This window comes from Streptomyces botrytidirepellens, from assembly GCF_003721215.1.
Classification (GTDB): Bacteria; Actinomycetota; Actinomycetes; order Streptomycetales; family Streptomycetaceae; genus Streptomyces; species Streptomyces himastatinicus.
On record NZ_RIBZ01000297.1, the window covers coordinates 1 to 18,417 of the forward strand.

12 protein-coding genes and 1 pseudogene are annotated in these 18,417 nt (G+C 74.5%); 4 read left to right on the plus strand and 9 right to left on the minus strand.

Features of this window, described 5'->3' with window-relative positions; genetic code table 11:
* The coding region (locus tag EEJ42_RS24670) for a LysR substrate-binding domain-containing protein (RefSeq protein ID WP_123102985.1) at positions 1-622 on the plus strand (622 nt) is incomplete at its 5' end.
* Complete coding sequence (locus EEJ42_RS24675) at positions 619-1,536, plus strand: serine hydrolase (RefSeq protein WP_184503257.1); 918 nt, start codon at positions 619-621, stop codon at positions 1,534-1,536. The genes EEJ42_RS24670 and EEJ42_RS24675, both read left to right, overlap by 4 nt.
* Positions 1,537-1,539: 3 nt before the next feature.
* On the opposite strand, the gene EEJ42_RS24680 is transcribed toward EEJ42_RS24675, so the two are convergent.
* On the minus strand, positions 1,540-3,216 hold the full coding sequence (locus EEJ42_RS24680; protein ID WP_123102989.1) for an ABC-F family ATP-binding cassette domain-containing protein: 1,677 nt from the start codon (positions 3,214-3,216) through the stop codon (positions 1,540-1,542).
* Positions 3,217-3,739: 523 nt separating this feature from the next.
* Positions 3,740-4,699, minus strand: a complete 960-nt coding sequence (locus EEJ42_RS24685; protein WP_123102991.1) for a helix-turn-helix transcriptional regulator — start codon at positions 4,697-4,699, stop codon at positions 3,740-3,742.
* 61 nt (positions 4,700-4,760) lie between these two features.
* Here EEJ42_RS24685 and EEJ42_RS24690 point away from each other — a divergent pair, with 61 nt between their 5' ends.
* Both EEJ42_RS24690 and EEJ42_RS24695 read left to right on the plus strand, forming a co-directional pair.
* Positions 4,761-5,342, plus strand: coding sequence for a DinB family protein (locus EEJ42_RS24690; protein ID WP_123102993.1), 582 nt, complete (start codon positions 4,761-4,763; stop codon positions 5,340-5,342).
* A 1-nt stretch (position 5,343) separates the two neighbouring features.
* Positions 5,344-5,781: a VOC family protein gene (locus tag EEJ42_RS24695; protein WP_123102995.1), complete on the plus strand. Its 438-nt coding sequence runs from the start codon at positions 5,344-5,346 to the stop codon at positions 5,779-5,781.
* Between the two features lie 72 nt (positions 5,782-5,853).
* Here the strand turns inward: EEJ42_RS24695 and EEJ42_RS24700 are convergent.
* The 7 genes and pseudogenes from EEJ42_RS24700 to EEJ42_RS24730 form a co-directional block, all read right to left on the minus strand.
* Positions 5,854-6,799: pseudogene (locus tag EEJ42_RS24700) on the minus strand (peptidoglycan-binding protein).
* A gap of 61 nt (positions 6,800-6,860) precedes the next feature.
* Positions 6,861-8,444, minus strand: coding sequence for a DUF6519 domain-containing protein (locus EEJ42_RS24705; RefSeq protein ID WP_123102997.1), 1,584 nt, complete (start codon positions 8,442-8,444; stop codon positions 6,861-6,863).
* A 65-nt stretch (positions 8,445-8,509) separates the two neighbouring features.
* Positions 8,510-10,687 (minus strand): hypothetical protein, encoded by a 2,178-nt coding sequence (locus tag EEJ42_RS24710; RefSeq protein ID WP_123102999.1) that lies wholly within the window; start codon positions 10,685-10,687, stop codon positions 8,510-8,512.
* Positions 10,684-14,508 (minus strand): putative baseplate assembly protein, encoded by a 3,825-nt coding sequence (locus tag EEJ42_RS24715; RefSeq protein WP_123103001.1) that lies wholly within the window; start codon positions 14,506-14,508, stop codon positions 10,684-10,686. Before EEJ42_RS24715 ends, EEJ42_RS24710 begins: the two co-directional genes overlap by 4 nt.
* Entirely contained in the window at positions 14,505-17,669 is a 3,165-nt protein-coding gene (locus EEJ42_RS24720; protein WP_123103003.1) for a putative baseplate assembly protein, read from the minus strand. The genes EEJ42_RS24715 and EEJ42_RS24720 overlap by 4 nt, the downstream gene beginning before the upstream one ends.
* Positions 17,666-18,049, minus strand: coding sequence for a GPW/gp25 family protein (locus EEJ42_RS24725; RefSeq protein ID WP_123103017.1), 384 nt, complete (start codon positions 18,047-18,049; stop codon positions 17,666-17,668). Before EEJ42_RS24725 ends, EEJ42_RS24720 begins: the two co-directional genes overlap by 4 nt.
* Positions 18,046-18,393, minus strand: a complete 348-nt coding sequence (locus EEJ42_RS24730) for a DUF4280 domain-containing protein (RefSeq protein ID WP_246097336.1) — start codon at positions 18,391-18,393, stop codon at positions 18,046-18,048. Before EEJ42_RS24730 ends, EEJ42_RS24725 begins: the two co-directional genes overlap by 4 nt.
* Between the last annotated feature and the right edge of the window lie 24 nt (positions 18,394-18,417).

The following is an 18,417-nucleotide window of genomic DNA, read 5'->3' on the forward strand; positions in this document are numbered from 1 at the left end:
CCCCGAGGTGCCCCCGCGGGTCGCGGCGGCGGTGGCGTCCGCGCCGGTCCGGGCAGGGGAGCGCGGCCGTCTCGCGGTGGTGACGGCGCCGACCGCCACGCTGCTGTCCGAGACCGCGGCGGGGCGGCTCGACATCGCCGTGGTGCAGCACCCGGCGGTGCTGCACGGGCTGGCGGCCGGGCGGGTGGTGCTCTTCCCCACCTGGCTGCTCACGCCCGCCGACGACCCCGACGACCCCGCGGGGACACCGGGTGGCGCCCGTCGGCTGCCCGTCGCCGTACGCCCGCGGGAGGAGGCTCCGGCGGCGTACGACCTGTTCGTCGACACCCTCGCCAGCCGCGGGCGGCGCGTGGAGACCGTCACGGTCTCCGACGAACGCGCCGGGCTCGCCCTGGTGGCGGCGGGTCAGGCGACGCTGGTCACGGCCGACCCCACGCTGACCGCCGACGGCATCGACCGCACCCGGGCCGTCGATCCGCCGCTGCCCCTGCGGCTGCGGGTGGTGTGGGACTCCCGGCAGCCGGACGGCGAGGAGACCGAGCGGACGGCGCGGTTGCTGGTGGAGGCCCTGTCGTTGCAGGCGGCGTCCCTCGACGTGGCAGCGGCGCGGGCGGCGCGATGAGCGGGCCCCAGGGGTGGGAGGCCCGGGCGCGGCGCACGATCCGCGGCCTGTTCGCCGACGCCGGTGTCCGCGGCTGGCTGCACGTGGCCGATCTGCACCGCCCCGAGGCGTGCGTGGCGATCGACCCCGACGAGCCGGTCCCGGTGGGCTCCGTCTACAAGGTGCCGCTGATGGTCGCGTTCTGGCGGCTCGTGGACGCCGGGACACTCGATCCGTGCGAGCGGATGACGCTCGGCCCGTCGGACCGGATGCCCGGCCCCACCGGCATCTCCATCCTGCGCGACGACATCACCGTCTCCCTGCGCGACCTGGTCACCCTCATGATGAGCGTGTCCGACAACACCGCCGCCGACGTGCTGCTGCGCCGGGTCGGCACCGAGGCCGTCGACGAGGTGTGCCGGGACCTCGGCATGCCGGACACGCGCATCCACGGCGGTGTGGCCACCACGTTCGCGCAGCTGGTGGCGGAGACCGGGGCCGAGTCGCTGGGCGCGGCGATGCGGCGCCTTTCGGACAACGACACGACCGTTCCCCTCGCCGTCTACGGCCCCCTCCTCAAGTCCTCCGCCACGCCCGCGGACATGGCCCGGCTGCTGCGGGCCATCTGGACCGGCCGGGCGGCCTCCGCCGACGCCTGCGCATTCATGCGCGAGGTCATGGGCAGGCAGCCGTGGACGCACCGGCTCGCCTCCGGGTTTCCGTACGACGACGTGACGGTGTCGGGGAAGACCGGGACGTTCGGGTCGATGCGCCACGAGGCCGGGGTGGTCGAACTCGCCGACGGCAGCGCGTACACCGCCGTGGTGTTCACCCAGGCGGCCCGCGCCGACAGCCGGCTGCCGCGCGCGGACGCGGTCATCGGCGCCGCCGCCCGTACCGCGGTGGAGGAGCTGCGCGGCAACGAGGGCACCTGAGCGTCACGCCTCCCCTGCCTCCGCCGCCTCCCCTGCTTCCAACAGCGCGATCACCTCCTCGGCGGACGTCTCCCGCAGCTCCTCGCCGACGAGCAGCCAGCGGGTGATGCCGACCGATGCGAGGAACGGCAGGTCGTGACCGGCGATCAGCAGCGCGCCCCGGTACGACGCGAGCGCGCCGGTCAGCTGGCGCACGCTGGCCAGGTCGAGGTTGTTGGTGGGCTCGTCCAGCATCAGCAGCTGCGGGGCCGGGGCGGCGAGCATGGTGGCCGCGAGGGCGGCCCGGAAGCGCTCGCCGCCGGAGAGGGTGCCCGCGGGCTGTTCGGCGCGCGCCCCCTTGAACAGGAACCGGGCGAGCTGGGAGCGGATGTGGTTGTCGCTGACGCCGGGCGCCCTGCGGGACACGTTCGCCGCGACGCTCAGCTCGTCGTCCAGCACGTCCAGGCGCTGCGGCAGGAAGCGCAGCGGTACGAACGCCCTGGCCTCGCCGGACAGCGGGGCCAGCTCCCCGGCGAGGGTGCGCAGGAGCGTCGTCTTCCCTGCCCCGTTGCGGCCGACCAGCGCGATGCGTTCGGGGCCGTGCACCTGGAGGTCGCCGCCGCGCAGCCGCCCGTAGCAAGGGCGCAGGGCGCTCAGGCTCAGCACGGTGCGGCCCGCGGGGACGGCGGTGTGGGGCAGGTCCACCCGGATCTCGGCGTCCTCGCGGACCGCCTCCGCGGCCTCCTCGCGCCGCTCGCGCGCCTCCCGCAACCGGTCCTCGTGCAGCCCGCGGAGCCCGGCCGCCGACTCCTGGGCGGCGCGTTTGCGGTTGCCGGCGACGATGCGCGGGACCCGCCGCTCGGCCTCCATCTTCTTGCCGCGCCGCTCCCGGCGGGCCAGTTTGATCTGGTTCTCCTCCAGTTCGCGCCGCTGTTTGCGGACGTCCGCCTCGGCGGCCCGCAGCGCCCTCCCGGCCGCCTCCTGCTGGACGGAGAGGGCTTCCTGGTACGCGGACCAGCCGCCCCCGTACCAGCTGACCTCCCCGGACCGCAGCTCGGCGATGCGGTCGACCCGCTCCAGCAGGTCGCGGTCGTGGCTGACGACGATCAGCACTCCGGAGCGCCAGGAGTCGACGGCCTCGTAGAGCCTGCGCCGCGCGAACAGGTCGAGGTTGTTGGTCGGCTCGTCGAGCAGCAGCACATCGGGGCGCTCCAGCAGCAGCGCGGCCAGCCGCAGCAGTACGGTCTCCCCGCCGGACATCTCGCCCACGGTCCGGTCGAGTTCGAGGCCGCCGAGGCCGAGCGAGCCGAGGGTCGCGAGCGCCCGTTCCTCGACGTCCCAGTCGTCGCCGACCGTCTCGAAGTGTTCCGTACGAACGTCCCCGGCCTCGATGGCCCGCAGCGCGGCGCGCCGCTCGGCGATGCCCAGCGCCCGGTCGACGCGGAGCGCGGTGTCGAGGGTGATGTTCTGCGGCAGATAGGCGAGGCTGCCGCCGATGGTCACCGACCCGTGAGTGGGGCGCAGTTGACCGGCCAGCAGCCGCAACAGGGTGGATTTTCCGGTGCCGTTGGTGCCGACGAGGCCGGTGCGGCCCCGGCCGACCGTGAGGGACAGCCCGTCGAAGAGCGGGGTGCCGTCGGGCCACTGGAAGGAGAGGTTGGAGCAGGTCACGGCGGCGCCGGGCGTGGTGGTTTCGGCCATGGTGATTCTCGCAGTCGTCAGCGCTGGGACAAGGGCGTCGTATGCGAGCACCACGCGGCGGCCGGGCCGGGAGGGGCGGATGGGGTGCGGGGCCTGTCGGAGTGAGGGACGGCTCGTGCACCGAGGTCGCATCCACGCGTACGGCAACGCCGTACCGCGCGATGATCGCGAACCTCAGATGCGCAACGTCCACCTCTATCGGAGACAACAGGACGCGCCCACCATAGCGCAGCCGCCTCGCGGCGGCAGCGCATTTTTGGTCCACCGGCCCGCGGCTCCCGGGGCCGGGCGGCCGGGGAGCCGCACCACGAGAATCCGGCGGGCCTCCGTGGGCACGCCCTCGACGCACAGCCTCACGCCGCCCGATGGGGGGCGGGCAGGCGCCCCGGCCGCGCCCCGGCAAGGGGGCGGCCCAGCCGCACCCGGCAGAAGGACGGCCCGGACACACCCCAGCAGGGGGCAGACCCGGACGCACCCGACACGGGGGCAACGCGGCCATGGGGCGAACCCGCGGAGGTGGCCGTCAGGCGGGCCCGGCCATCGCGGCGATGCGGCGGGCCAGGCGGGCGGCGGCCTCGCGTAGCTCCGGGGGGTCCAGGATCTCCGCCTCGATGCCCAGGCGGGCCACGTGGACGGCGAGCCAGTCCAGGTTGTCGCCGCCCGCGACGAGGACGCACCAGCCGTCGCGGTCGTCCTCGACGCGGCCCACCTGGGGTGGCACCAGCTCGCGCACCCGGGCGGGCGGGGCGTGCAGCCGGACCCGGGCGACGTAGCGGTACGGCGCCCCGGTCACCGACTGCTGCACATAGGCCACCGGGTCGGGGTGTTCCCTCGGCCGGAAGCGCCAGGTCGTGGCCGTCACCTCGCGCATCCGGTCCAGGCGGAAGGTGCGCCAGTCGTCGCGGTCGGTGTCCCAGGCCATCAGGTACCAGCGGCGGCCGGTGGTGACCATCCGGACCGGCTCGACCGTGCGCTCGCGCTCGTCGCCGCCGCGGGCGGCGTAGCGGAACCGCACCCGTACCGCGTCGCGGCAGGCACGCGCGAGGGTCACCAGCAGCTCCGCGTCGATCTCGACGCCGGGGCCGACCAGGGTGTCGGTGGCGCCGTGCACCGCGCGCACCTCGGCGCGCAGCCGGGGCGGCATCACCTGGTCGAGCTTGGCGAGCGCCCGCAGCGCGGCCTCGCCCGCCCCGGCGACCGTGCCGCCGGACGCCAGCCGCAGGGACACCGCGGTCGCGATCGCCTCCTCGTCGTCGAGGAGCAGCGGCGGCAGCCGGGTGCCCGCGCCGAGCTGGTAGCCGCCGCCGACGCCCGGCGCCGCGTGGACGGGGTAGCCGAGCGCGCGCAGCCGCTCCACGTCGCGGCGCACCGAGCGGTCGGTGACGCCCAGCTCGGCGGAGAGTTCGGCGGCGGTCCACGACGCCCGGCGCTGGAGCAGCGCCAGCAGCCGCAGCACCCGTTCGGTCGTCCCCTCTACGGTCATGTCCTCATCGTTCCACCGATCGCGGAAGGAAGCTGTCCGCTATCTGCGGCACGCTGCGCTCATGACCGACCAGACGTGGAACACCCTGCTGCGCGACCAGATCGGCTGGCACTGGACGTACCAGCTGCGCGACCGTCTCGAGGGCCTCACCGACGACGAGTACTTCTGGGAGCCGGTGCCCGGCTGCTGGAACGTGCGCCCGCGCGGCACCGGCAGCGCCCCGGTGCAGGCCGGGTCCGGCGCGATGACCATCGACTTCGCGATGCCGGAGCCCGACCCGCCGCCGTTCTCGACGATCGCCTGGCGCCTCGGGCACGTGATCGTCGGCGTCCTGGCGATGCGGAACGCCTCGCACTTCGGCCGTACGCCCACCGACTACCAGTCGTATCCGTACGCCGCGACCGCGGCCGAGGCGCTGGCCCAGCTCGACGCGGAGTACGCCACCTGGCAGGCGGGGGTGGAGTCCCTCGGCGAATCCGGCCTCGCCCGCCCCTGCGGGACGGCGGAGGGCCCGTACGCCAAGCACCCGATGGCGGCGCTCGTGCTGCACATCAACCGCGAGGTGATCCACCATCTGTCCGAGGTGTGTCTGCTGCGCGATCTCCATCTGCACACCCACCGGACCCGACAGGAGGCGAGCTGAGATGGCCCGCGACGTTCAGATCACCTTCGACTGTGCCGACCCGGCCGCGCTGGCCGCGTTCTGGGCGGAGGCCCTGGCCTACCGGGTGCAGGACGCGCCCGAGGGCTTCGACTCGTGGGACCAGGCCCTGGAGGCGATGGGCGTGCCGCCCGAGAGACGCAACGACGCCTCGGCCCTGGTCGACCCGGAGGGCGCCGGGCCGCGGCTGTTCTTCCAGCGGGTGCCGGAGGGCAAGCGGGCCAAGAACCGCGTGCACCTCGACGTACGGGCCGCCCCCGGGCTCGAAGGGGGCGCGCGGATGGCGGCGCTGGAGGCGGAGGCCGAACGGCTGGTCTCCCGCGGCGCCACCCGGCTGGAGCGCCATGAGCCCGCTCCCCCGCTGTTCACCGGGCACCTGGTGATGGCCGACCCCGAGGGCAACGAGTTCTGCCTCGACTGACCGTCCGGGGAGCGGGTGAAGGGCCTCGCGCCGTGGCGCGAGGCCCTTGGGCACCGGTTTGCCACCGGAGGGCTAGTCCTGCGGTACGCGCAGCTTGTCCCAGCTCTTCTTGCCCGGGATGCCGTCGGCGTCATCGCCGGAGAAGCCCAGCTTCCGCTGCCACGCCGCGTACGACTTCTTGTCGGCGCCCGTCCACTCCGGGCCCGGGCCCTCCTCGTAGTGGTCGCAGCCCTCGGCCACGAGACGCTTCCCCATGGCCGTGATGATCTTGCTCTCCCGGCCGTTGCGGAAGAAGTCGGCGCCCGGGAAGGGCTCGTACTCCGCCGGGGGCTTCGGCTTCGTCTCGTCGGGGCCGTCCGGCTTCGTCTCGTCGGGGCCCTCCGGCTTGGCGCCGAGCCGCTTGCCGATGCGCGTGCGCATGCCGTTCATCGTGAAGCCGCGGGGGTCGCTCTTCCCCGGCTGCCACTCCAGGTGGCCGATGACGGACTTCTCGCTCCAGCCGTGGGCGCGGCAGAGGGCGGCGGACACCTTCTCGATGGCGAGCTTCTGCTCCTCCGGCCACGGGTCCTCGCCGTCGCCGAGGTTGACGCATTCGAAGCCGTAGAAGCGGGCGTTGCCGTCCTTGTCGGCCTCGTTGTCACTCGGCAGCCTGGTCTCGTTGATCACCGCGTTCAGGACNACTCGGCAGCCTGGTCTCGTTGATCACCGCGTTCAGGACGTCGTTGTCGCCGAGGCCCGCGTGGTTGGCGCGGCCGTTGCCGACGAGGTGGATCTCGCCCTTCTTGTCGATGACGCCGTGACACAGCGGCCCGGGGAGGTCCGCGTGGCCGTCGTAGCAGAGCGCGACGGAACTGTCGGTGCCCGAGCTGGCGGTGTGGTGGATCATGACGCCGTTCACCGGGCCCCACGCGCCCTTGGAATTGCGGTTGTGCGAGCGCCAGTTGCGGACCTCGTGGACGGTCAGGCCCTCGTCACGCAGGGCCTTCAGAAGTCTGTCGGCGCTCAGGGGCGTTGCCATGTGCTGTACTCCTTCGGTCCCTCTGGTACCTCGTCATATACGGACGCCATGAGGGCGTCCCTCAGTTTCCGTCCCCGGTGTCCGCGTCCCCGGCCTCCGCCGCCGCGGCCCGCGCCTCCGCGGCCTCCGCGGCCTCGGTCTGCGCCGACGCCTCCGCCTCCGCCGCCAACGCCTCCGCGTCCGCCGCCGGGACCGGGGCGGCCTGCGGCCCGAACGTCATCCGCAGGTCGGAGACCTCGCTCTCGCCGTACACCCACCCCAGCGGCGCGTAGTGCACCCGGATCCCGTCGGGCGCCCGCAGCAGCGGCTTGCGGGCCGCGTTCACCGGCCACTCCACGGCACCGGTGGCCGTACGCGCCGGAACCAGCCAGTGGTCGCCGGACCGGTAGGTGCCGCCGGGCGCGAAGTACACCTCCACGCCGTCCTCCAGGGGCAGCCAGCGGCCCTCCTCGACCCGCACGGCGCCGTGCTTCAGCCCGGCCGCCGCGCCCTTCCGGGGACGCCGCGCCCCGTCCCGCTGGTCCCAGCGGCGCAGGTACGGGTGGAGCTCCGGGCGCCGCCCGACGCCCTGCTCGGGCTCGGCGGAGAGCCGGACCCGGCGCCCCGGCAGGTCGACCTCCTCCACGCGCAGCAGCGGCAGCGGCTCGCCCCGGCTGGTGGTGGCGGTGTCCACGCACTCGACCCAGTCGCCCACGTTCAGGTCGAGCTTGTCGTCGCCGCCCAGCGACGCCAGCTCCACCCAGGTGCCGTCGAGTTCGTCGACGGGGAAGACCACGGAGCCGTTCTCCCGCGACCACTTGAAGGTCGCGTCCTTGGCGGGGCCACCGTCGTGGATCTCCACCCGGTAGAGCTGGTTCTCCGGCCCCCGGTAGCGGGCGTCCGGCCTGACCAGGCACGGGTCCTCGTCCGCGTGCTCCGGCCGCTCGCTGCGGGCGGCGAGCCGGGACGCGGGCGCCCCGGCGGTCTTCGCCCACTTGGCGAACGCCTTGCGGATGTGTTCCCGCTGGTCCCCGGGCCCCTCCTCGACCTCCAACTCCGAGCCCGCCAGCGGCAGCACCTGCCAGACCACCTTGAGCCGGGCGGCGGTGTCCGGCATCGCCGCGCCGAGGGCCACCTCGCGCAGCGCCGGGTCCTCGGCGGCGGTGACCGTGCGCTCCCACACCTTCAGGTAGGCCAGGTACGGGAACTGGGTGGGCAGCCGGTCGGCGGGACGCTCCGGGTCGCGGTAGGCGTCCGGCTGGTCCCAGTACGTCCAGGTGGCGGGCGGCGCGGCCGGCTCGTCGTCCGCGCCGGAAGCGTCGGCGGCGTCCTCGGAGCCGGACGCCTCCGCCTCGTCGTCCACCGCCTCCTCGGGCTGCGGGCGGTCCGCGTCGACCAGGATGCCGTCGACGTAGTAGCGGCCGCCGCCGATGGTGAGGTCGTCCAGCTCGCGGCTGCCGCCCTTGAAGTCGAGCTTGAAGCCGGTGTTCCCGGCCGGGCCGCCGTGCTGCCCGATCAGGTCGGTGGCGAGCGTACGGGCCTGCTGGAGCTGGATCGCGGTCTGCTCGTTGGCGTCCGCGTCGAGCTGGACGCGGCCCTGCTGGGCGACGACCGCCGAGTAGTGCCGGTCGGGCCGGAAGGTGATGCGGGAGAGGTCTGCGTGCATCGGAAGGGTTCCCCCTCGATCAGGTTCGTGAAGGCGTGCGGAGAAGGCGCTGCGGGCACTCGGCGTCAGGTCACGTAGACGACTCCCGCGTCGGTTCCGGCCGGTGCGTACTCGGCGAGGCGGGCTCGCAGGCTGTCCTCGCGCTGCGGCTGGTAGAGGTCGTGGAAGGCGCCCATCTCGGCCCCGTCCTCCGCACCCCTGCGGATCTCGTCGGCGCATCCGGCCGCCAACTGCCCGTACACCGGTGTCCCGTAGCGCTCGCCGCCGAAGTGCGGCCGGACCCGCCACGCCTCGCCCGGGCCCACCAGATCGGGCTGGCAGCGGTGGCGGCGCGGGGTGCGCGAGCCGGGCGGGACGTACGAGAAGCGCAGGCAGCCGATGCCGCGCCGGGCCACGTGCATCCGTCCGGTGAAGATGCTGTTCTCGCCCATCTGCACGGCGTGCGCGTGGACTTCGCCGATGACGGTGGTGCGGTGGGCGTACAGCACGGCGTGCGCGTGGCGGCAGTCCGGGGCGGACAGCGCGGGGCGGTCGTGGCCGGTGGCGTCGAGGAGGGAGTCGCGGATGTGGAGGGCGAGCGGGTCGGTGTTCACCTCGTCGCCCATGACCTCGATGGTGCCGAGGATGGAGCGCTCGATCTGCACGCACGCGGTGGTGCGCTCCAGGACCAGACTCGGTTCGTCCGGGGAGCGCGGGTCGCACTCCGGCTCCAGGGACCAGCCGGGCACGAGGGTGCAGTGGCGCAGGACCACCGTGCCCACGGGCCCGGTGACGTTGAGCCCGCGCCCGGCGATGAGCAGCCCGTCCAGCACGATGCGCGGCGCGTCACCGGACCCGTCGCACTCCTCCGGCACGCGGATGTTGAGCGCGTCGGGCCGGTTGCTGTACCAGTCGAGCAGCCGGATCACGGGCCGCGTGCCCTCGGCGGCGCGCACCTGGAGCCGGTCGCCGGGGTCGAGGTCGAAGTCCAGCTGCTCCTGGTAGGCCCCGCTGTGGGTGATCTCGATGATGCCGTCGGGGCCGCACCGCCCGGCCCGGCGGTCGTTCTTCCACTGCCCGTAGGCGTCCATGATGCGCTGGTAGGTGCAGCCGGGACCGACCCGGTAGATCTCCGCGTCCGGCGGAGTCTCCTGGTCGTCGCGCGGGTATTCGCCGCCGCCCGTGTCGTCGGCGGAGGCGTAGTGGTACGTCACCCACACGCCCTGCCGCGGCGCGGAGCGCGACCCGAAGGCGATCCGGCCGAGCACCGGGTCGACCGCCACCTGGCCGCGCTTCGGGCGGTAGCGCCAGTCGCTCAGGTCGGCCACGACGAGGTCCGACGGCGGTACGGGCTCCTCGTCCCCGTCGCGCCAGATGGCGAAGGACTTGCCGGGGCCGTAATAGTCGGCGAGCCGGTCCGCGAGCTGCCTGCGGCGGATGTACGCCGGGACGTTGTCGAGGGCGGCGATGTGCGAGGCCGACGGCTCCGGCTCGGGCCGGGTCACCAGCGGGGTGTCGTTGCCGAGGATGGAGAAGGTGAACAGGCTGCGGGCCCGGTCGATGCAGTACGCGGGCGCCCGCGTCACGGAGTACGGCTTCAGCCGCCACACGAACAGCCCGACCCCGGCCGGGGTGTAACCCCCCTGCCTGCGCCGGGAGTCGGCGCGCCGTACGTCCGCCGAGCGGGCCACCGTGGAGAAGGGGCCGCCCGCGAGGTCCAGCGCCGAGCCGTCCCGCAGGTCGGCGAGGCGGCCGCGGGCGAGCCTGCGCTCGTCGGCGCCGCCGGTGTCGCCGTCCCCCTTGAGGAGCTTGACCGGCTGCTGGTGGGAGACGAGCCGGGAGAGTTCCACGGCCCGTGCGGGCCATCCGGCGACCGACTCCGAGAACTCCTCCAGCAGCGCGAGCGTGCCCTTGCGCCGCCGGTAGCCGACCGTGGCGGCGACGTCCCGGCGCGGCGCGAGGGCCTCGGCGAGCCGCCGCCGGGACGCGTCGGGGCGTCCGCCGTCCCGCAGGCCGGTGGCGAGCACGCGCTCGTAGCCGGGCAGCGGGCGGTAGCCCACCAGGTCGCCGAGGTAGGGCAGCACCCAGTCGGCGGCGGTCTCCACGAACCAGTCCTCGTATTGCTGCTCCACCCCGTCGCGTACGAGGTCGACCTGCTCGGCGATGACCGCGAGCAGCGCGCGCAAGGGCTCGCCCGCCTCGGCGTCCCGGAGCCGGTGCCATTGCGGGAGCAGCTCGGCGAGCCCGTCCGGCTCCCTGCTCATGATGTGACCTCCGTCAGTATCAGCGTGTCCGGGACGTCGGGCGTGAACAGCGCGAGCTGTGCGGGCCTGATGCCGCGGAAGACGAACACCGAGCGGCCCTTGGGCAGGCGGGCGGTGTCGGTGATGTCGGGGTTGAGGCGCAGCAGTTCGGCGAGGGTGATGCCGCTGCGGGCCGCGATGTCGGTGAGCGTCTCGCCGTCGGCCGCGGTGACGCGGTACGTGTCCTCGGCGTACGCGGCGCTCCGTGCGGGGACGGTGGCGCGCGGCCGGTCCAGCTCGGTGGCGAGCCGGCTCAGCTCCTGCGGGGTGCTGGAGGCCGGGACTCCGGTGAAGGTGTCGACATCGACGTAGTCCACGCCGGCCACGGACTGGGCGGTGGCCAGGACCTCGGAGAGCCGGGCGGGCCTGCCGAGTTCGCGGCCCGCGTAGCCGAGCTTCGCCAGCAGCGCCGCGCGCACCCGCGGCTCGACGAACTCCCACGCGTGGTCCGGCGCCACCTTCACCCGCGCGACCAGCAGCAGGAGGACGAGTTCGCGGACGTCCACCCGGACCGGGAGCCGGGCGTCGCCGTACGCGGCGAGGGAGGCGCGCAGGGCGCGCAGCACCTCGGCGTCGTCGGCGATCGGCACGTCGTCCACTCCGGCGACCGTCACGTGCAGCACCTTGCGCCGTCCGTCGTGGAGTTCGGCGGCGTGGGCGCGGCCGATGCCCGCCCGCGAGCGGGCGAAGTCCTCGTAGTCCTGGACGGAGACCAGGCGGTCGAGCGCGGACACCGCGAGCGGGATGTTGCGGCGGGTGAGGCCCGGGCCGTCGCCCACGGCCCCGCCGGTGGCGGGCTGCGGGTTGGTGACGGCGGTGACGCCGAGGGGGCGGGTGAGGGGCTGGGTGATGCGGTTCGCGGACACGTTTCCGGCGCCGCCGGTGCCGAAGCGGTAGCGGGCGCGGACGTTCTCGTGTCCGGTGGGGAGCCGGGCCCCGTGCACGCCGTCGCCGAAGGTCACCGTCGTACGGCCGTCCGCGGCGGTCCCGGTGACGTAGACGCGCTCGCGCGGGCCGCGCCCGGCGAGGCTGTCGGCCTTGTGCCACAGCAGCCCGTCGACCCGGACCTCGAGCGCGGGGGTCGCGCCCAGCGGGTTGTCGGCGGGCAGCCAGGTCAGCGGGGACTGCCAGAGCGCGAAGGTCTGGTTGGCGCGCGTGGCGTCACCGCTGCCGATGGGCTCGTCGCGGCTCTCGCCGTGCGTGGCGGGCACCACGTTGCCCTGCACCCGGACCGTGTCCCGGCGGTAGCGGTAGCCGAGGTCGGCGGTGAGGGTGAGGACCGTGTGCACGTGGTCGCCGGGCAGTTCGGGGTCGACGCGCTGCTCGACGGCCGCGATGACCGCGAGTTCGGTGCCGCGGATGGCGGCGGAACCCGGGAGGTCGGTGCGCTCGCCGGAGACGACGATACGGCGGCCGGGGCGCAGCCCCTCGTACAGCTCGGCGAGTTCCAGCTCGTTGCCGTGGACGTCCTCGCCGAGCGGCTCGTCGGCGAGGCGGAGGGGTTCCCCGCCCGCGTGCACGGTGGTGTCGCGGATCGCGGAGAGGACGACGTCGTGTTCGTCCAGCCAGGGGTCGGCGAGGGTGAGTTCGGTGCCGCGGCCGGTGATGCCGTAGTTGGTGTACGCGGCGGTGCGGACGGCGGTGACCCGGGTGGTGACGAAGGCCAGCTTCTTGTCACCGGGGATGCCGTCCGGGCCCTCCGCGCCCTTGCGGGGGCGCTCGATGGCGACCCAGCTGCCGACCGTGATGCCGTTCTGGACGGAGTCGAGCGCGAGGACGGAGCGGTTGGCGGGCTCGGGGACGGTCGCGATGCCGATCTCGACCGCGGGCGGCTCGCTGCCCCCGCTGTACCGGATGGTCAGCTCGTACGGGCCGAAGGCGACCTGCTTGTGCTCCCCGCGCGCCAGCCGCCACTGCGGCGACTCGCCGTTCTCCATGTCCACCGCGATGTGGACCCGCTCGTCCTCGGCGGGCCGGGACACGAACAGGGTGCAGGCGGGCAGGCCGGGCAGCAGCCTGGCGGTGACACCGGGCTCCTGCGAGTCGACCGGGCGGCGGCTCAGCCAGCTCAGGTCGTGGTCCTGGCCGGTGCGGGTGGACAGTTCGATGCGGCCGGGCCCGAGGTCGAAGGTCTCGTTCTGCGGCAGGTTCTCGCCGCGCTGCACCGAACTGCCGGTCTCGGTGTGCTGGAACTCCGCCTTCACCGGCACCTTGCCCGCCGTGTCGTACACGACGCGCATGCTGGTCAGCGCGCCACCGGTGAGCGGCCAGTCGACCTGCCGGATGACGCGGCCGCGCTCGTCCTGCACGGCCTTCAGCGGCGCCGTCGTGCCGAAGGGCGCGGCGGTGACGCGCATCGCCAGCAGCTCGCGCAGCAGGCCCTGACCCCGGTGGGACGTGGCCTGCCCGGGCGGGGCGGCCCGCCGCCAGGCGGTGTACATGCCGGTCGCGAGGCGCGGGTCGAGGGCGGCGAGGAGCTGCGGGGCGAGGTCGGAGCCGGGCGCGAACAGATGCCCCCCGGCCCGGGCCCCGGCCGGGGGGCGTACGACGCGGGTGCGCAGGGCGGGGAGTACGGCGCCGAGCGCGCGGATCGCGGCCGGGCCCTCGGTTTCCTGCGTCTCCTCCGGGCGGTCGTGGGCGAGCTGTGACCGCGGGCTCTTCTGCGCGGGCTGGGCGACGTCCAGCTCCTCGGCCCGCTCGATGACGTCACCGACGACCGCCTCCAGCCGCTCGAACCAGGCGGCGACCTCCTCGTACGCGGCGGCGAGCGCCTGCGCCTCCGCCAGCCGGGCGTGCGGGCCCGCGAGGCGGCGGGCGAGCTGCGCGGGGTAGGTGAGCTCGTCGAGGTCGGAGCGGAGGGGGCTGAGGACCTGGGTGTCGAACTCCTCGATGATCTTGCTCACGGGGCGGGGGTTCGGGTGGTCGGGGGCGGGTTCGGGGTCGCCCGCGTCCGGGTCGCCCGGGTCCTCCGGTTCGGTGATCCACTGCCGCAGTTCGGCCACCAGCTCAGCGAAGGAGGCGGGCGGGGACTGCGGCAGCCCGATGGCGGTCACGTCGTCGTCCCGGTCGATCCGGATCCGCGAGGCGGGCAGCAGCAGCCGCTGCGCGCTCCCCGACTCGGGGGTGCCGCCGAAGACGAAGAGCAGCTGGTCGCCGGTGGCCAGGGAAGTGGACGTCCCGGCGACGAGCAGGTCGGAACGGTGCTTCAGGTCATCGGGGGTGAGCAGGGCGGGCCGGCGGCGCCGTACCGCCAGCTCGTTCCACGCCCAGCTCGCGACCAGGTCCTCGTCCGTCTCGAAGGTGCGCGACTCCTCGTCGGAGGCGGCGGGCACGCTGTGGCTGATGGCGCCGCGCGGAATGGTGACGAGGATGTCCTCGGCGCGCGGGTCGCGGTCCACGGTGTACGCGAGGTGGGTGTCGGCGGCGACGCCCGGCCGCGGTATGTGCCCGACGAGCCGGCCGAGGAGCGCGAGCGAGCGGTGCTCGTTGGCGGTCCGTACGTACCCCTCGTCGGCGATCCGCTCGGAGTGGAAGGTGAGCAGGTCGCCGAGGACGGCCCAGGCGTCCAGCAGCCCGACGGCCGGGTCGTCCGGGGTGCGGACGGTCAGACCGCGCAGCGCCGGGTAGGCGGGCGAGGCCAGCCGGTCCAGCATGGCGGCGAGGAACGAGCCGTACTCCCCGACCCGGTAGTCCAGGGCGGTGCGGCCGGGCGGGTTGTAGAGGGCGTCGGGGGCGCGGCTCTCGTCGTGGCCGCCGCAGCCGCAGGTGCAGCCGCCGCTCATCGCGCACCTCCGTCGTTGAGCGTGATACCGATGCGGCCGTTCTCCGGCCGGTCGGGGTCGTTGTCGCATTGCGCGATCTCCAGCGGGCCGAGCCGCAGCACGCCAGCCTCCAGTTCTCCATCGTCCTCGTGGAACATCCGCCGCAGCCGGGTCACCTCGACGCTCTCCACCCCGGGCACGGCCGCCGCGACGGCCACCAGACGGCTGAGCCGGACCGGTTCGCCGAAGGTGAGGGCGTCGGGGTGGAAGAAGCCGAGGCGGCCTCCCGGCAGCGGGCGGCTGCCGAGCACCCGGTGCAGCTCGGCGAGGATCTGCCCGTGCTGGTGGCCGGGCGCGGCGCACACCTCGAGGGCGACGTCCAGCGGTACGGGCCGGGCGGGCCCCACGACCAGGTCGTGCCCGATCCGGCGGTACCGCTCCAGGGCGTGCGCGACGGAGTCGAGCAGGGCCCGCCGGGGTGTTCCGGTCCCGTACGCGTCGATCGCGACGTGCGCTTCCTGCACGCTGCCGGTCCAGCGGATCTCGGCCGCCGCCCGCTGCACGCCGGGGAGTTCGGCGGCGAGCGCCGCGTAGTCCTCGGCGGTGACGGCACGGAGCCTGGTCCGCTTCAGGTCCAGCGGGGCGAGCTGGCGCACCTGCTCGACGGGCTCGGGCTCGATGCCGCCGACGGCGGGCAGCGGGTTGCGTACGCCCGCCACGGGCAGCGGCTCTCCGGCGTCCGACTCCTCCGGGTCGCGAGAGAGTACGAGGTGGTTGATGGCCTCCGCGCCGACGTTGCCCGCCGTGCCGCCGCCGAGCCGGTAGTGGAGGTGCAGCCGGGACCCGGGGGTCGGCGCCGCGCCGTGGCGACCGTCGCCGAAGCGCAGCGCGATCCGCCCGTCGTCCTCCAGCTCGCCGACGAAGTGCCGGTCGCGGGAGGCGGATTCGAGCAGATCGCGCCGCGGGGTCCACACCGCGTCCCCGTCCTCGACGCGTACGGCGGGCAGCGCGGCCCGGGGGTCGGGCGGGAGCGCGGCGGCGGGGCCGTGCAGCACCGGATCGTCCGGGTGCAGCCCGTGCGCGTAGGCGCGCCCCCAGCTGTGGCTGATCTCCCAGGCGATGTGCCCGTCGAGGACCGCGCCGGCCCGGGCCCGCCCGGTCAGCACGGCGAGGCGCCGCAGCTTCGCCGCGAGCAGCCGGTCGGAGCGGTGCAGCAGTTCACGGAGGGCGCGTACGGGGTGGCGGGCCAGCTCCAGCCGCTCCAGCAGCCGCAGCCCGAACAGCACGGCCAGCTCGGCGGTCTCGTCGTCCGAGAGCCCGTCGTGGTCGCGGGCGCCGCGCCACAGCTCCAGCAGCCGCTGCTCGACGCGCTCCGGAATCCCGGCCAGCCGCTCGGCCTGCCCCGCCGCGATGTGGGACGGATCGGGGAACGGCACGGTCCGGGCGACCGGGGAGCGGTGTAGCACGGGCCGGAAGCGGGGCGCGATGCCGGGGTAGACCACCTGCGCGAGCAGCGTCCTGAGCGCCTCGGCCTGGGCGTACGCGGTGCCGGGCACGACCCGCTCCTGCCGCTGTCCGGCGCGTTCGAGACCGATCCCGGCGCGTTCGGCCGCCTCCTCCCCCACGACGGCGGTCAGCTCGCGCACCTCGTGGGCGGTGAGCTGCCGACCGTGCCGGGTCCGGTCGAGGAGCGCGTCGATGAGCTGGGCGGGCTCGTTGCCGCCGTCCTTGTCGAAGCAGCCGAAGGCGGGCGGCTGACAGGAGCCGACGACGGCGGGTACGGGCGGCACGGTGACCGTCTCGGGTGTGCCCGGCTCGCAGCCCCAGGTCAGCGAGCGGCCGTGGTCGACGAGCGCCACGTTGCCGCGCGCCACGGTCACGTCCTCGACGAGCGCGCAGTCCGTCCCCGCGCGGGTGGACAGGCAGAGAGGGAAGGGCAGCGCGTCCGCCTCGGCCCACGTGACCTCCAGTACCGGCTGGTCGACCAGCCGGTCGGTGGCGGGGGTGACCGAGGTGAGGCGTACGGCGTGCCGGTGGGCCGGGTCGGCGTCGCCGGGGGTGCCGGAGCGGGGGCCGCGCGCCTCCTCGAAGAGCAGCAGATCGCCGGGGCGCAGGCCCAGCGTCCGTTCCTCGCAGGCCTCGTCGGCCCACGCGTCGCGCAGCGTCGCGGAGGTGGCGCCCTTGGGCAGGGCGCAGACTTCCTCGCCCCAGGTCCACAGGCGGATGGTGTTGTGCTCGGGCCGCAGCCGCAGCGGCCGGTCCGACACCGGCTCGAAGACCTCCACCGAGCCGCGCTCGTCCAGCAGGGCGATGTCGCGGTCCTCGATGACGGTGCCGATCTCGGGCCGGTCGCGGGGCGCGAGCGTACGCACGTCGACGGCGGCGAACCGGTACGTGCCGGGCCGCAGCGTCAGCCGCTCCACGGTGTCGACGGCGACGAACGCGCGGGCGCTGCACCCGTCGTGCATCGGGTAGTCGATGAGCCGGACGTGGCGGCGTACGGACACGCGGCGGCGGGCGGTGTCGAGGTACGCCTCGGTGGCGACCGCGTCCTGGTGGTAGCTGATCTGGTCGGCGGTGGCGGCCAGCAGCTCGACCAGCGTGGTGCCGAGGTCGGCGGCGTTGCGCTCGGTCCAGTCGGGGGTGGTCAGGCGCAGCCGGTCGAGGACGACTTCGCGGAGGGTGTCGTAGTCGCGGGCGGTGTAGTCGATGACCGGCGCGGGGGCGAACGTGGCCGGTGGGCCCTGGTCCTCGTCCGCGCAGTCGAAGGGCGTGGGGCAGTCGGGCAGGAACCGGAACTCGGCGTCGTAGTACCGCTGGTCGAACCCGGGGAAGGGCTCGGTGCCGGGCCGCCCGTAGGGGTCGGTGTCCACGACGGCGAGCCGGTACGGGGACGTGTCCCCGGCCCGGTCGACGGTCACGTACAGCTTGTCGTCCAGCTCGGGGTCGTCCTCGCGCTCGACGGAGATGTCCACGACGCCGATGCCGGTGACGCGGCGCCCGCCGTCGACGCGCACGTTCTCGGGGCAGAGGCCGTGCGGGGCCTTGCCGAGGAAGGAGACGGTGAGGGTGAGGCCGTCGTCGCTGACCTCGACGGCGTCGATGCCGTTCAGGCCCGCGGAGCGGACGCGGTGCCGCCGCGTTTCCGTCCGGTCCGGCTGGGGGGTCGTCCGGGCGGTCACAGGGCACCCCTCCCCTCGAACACCTCATCGCGACGGCTCGCGGTGGAGCGCACCACGTACCGCAGATGAACCCGCACCACGTTCTCCTCGCTGACCACGTCCAGGTCCTCCACCTCGATCAGCTCCCCCAGCCAGCGCTGGAGCGCCGCCTGGACGGAGAGTTCGAGCGCGGAGGCGAGCTCCGGGCTGTTGGGCGTGAACACCAGGTCCAGCAGCCCGCACCCGAAGTCCGGCCGCATCACGCGCTCGCCCGGGCTGGTGAACAGCAACTGCTCGATCAGGTCCCGTATGTGGTCGTCGTAGTCCGCGTGCGCGGTGCGCCCGCGCCGGTCAATCGCGAACGGAAAGGCGAGGTCCGTACGCACCCTCTGTGCCCTCATCCGCACATCACTCCTTGTCGTCCCTGTCGCGCGGCGGCCACGACCGGCGGTCCCTGGGGCACCATCGCTGCGGAAAAGCACTGGGCCGACGTGCTGTCGAGCAGCACGGGCCGCCCGTCCACCAGCACGCCGTCCCGGTCCGGGGTCCACCGGACGGTCGTGCACGGCATCGGCAGCCCGTCCACGGTGTGCGGGCAGCCGAGGACGCCGAAGACATCGGCGGTGGTCGGCACGGGCTGCCCGTCGAGCAGCACCCCGGACGACGGAACGGACATCGGCCGTACGCGTCCGCCGTGCGGGCAGCTCATGGTGGCGGTGTGGTTGACGAGATTCCCGGACTGCACTGCGGCCCCTCCCCCTTTCACGCA

What these genes read in the sequence shown, in the direction of transcription:
- EEJ42_RS24675 (WP_184503257.1), top strand. Translation starts at nt 619, where the DNA reads ATGAGCGGGCCCCAGGGGTGGGAGGCCCGGGCGCGGCGCACGATCCGC.
- EEJ42_RS24680 (WP_123102989.1), bottom strand. Translation starts at nt 3,216, where the DNA reads ATGGCCGAAACCACCACGCCCGGCGCCGCCGTGACCTGCTCCAACCTC.
- EEJ42_RS24685 (WP_123102991.1), bottom strand. Translation starts at nt 4,699, where the DNA reads ATGACCGTAGAGGGGACGACCGAACGGGTGCTGCGGCTGCTGGCGCTG.
- EEJ42_RS24690 (WP_123102993.1), top strand. Translation starts at nt 4,761, where the DNA reads ATGACCGACCAGACGTGGAACACCCTGCTGCGCGACCAGATCGGCTGG.
- EEJ42_RS24695 (WP_123102995.1), top strand. Translation starts at nt 5,344, where the DNA reads ATGGCCCGCGACGTTCAGATCACCTTCGACTGTGCCGACCCGGCCGCG.
- EEJ42_RS24705 (WP_123102997.1), bottom strand. Translation starts at nt 8,444, where the DNA reads ATGCACGCAGACCTCTCCCGCATCACCTTCCGGCCCGACCGGCACTAC.
- EEJ42_RS24710 (WP_123102999.1), bottom strand. Translation starts at nt 10,687, where the DNA reads ATGAGCAGGGAGCCGGACGGGCTCGCCGAGCTGCTCCCGCAATGGCAC.
- EEJ42_RS24715 (WP_123103001.1), bottom strand. Translation starts at nt 14,508, where the DNA reads ATGAGCGGCGGCTGCACCTGCGGCTGCGGCGGCCACGACGAGAGCCGC.
- EEJ42_RS24725 (WP_123103017.1), bottom strand. Translation starts at nt 18,049, where the DNA reads ATGAGGGCACAGAGGGTGCGTACGGACCTCGCCTTTCCGTTCGCGATT.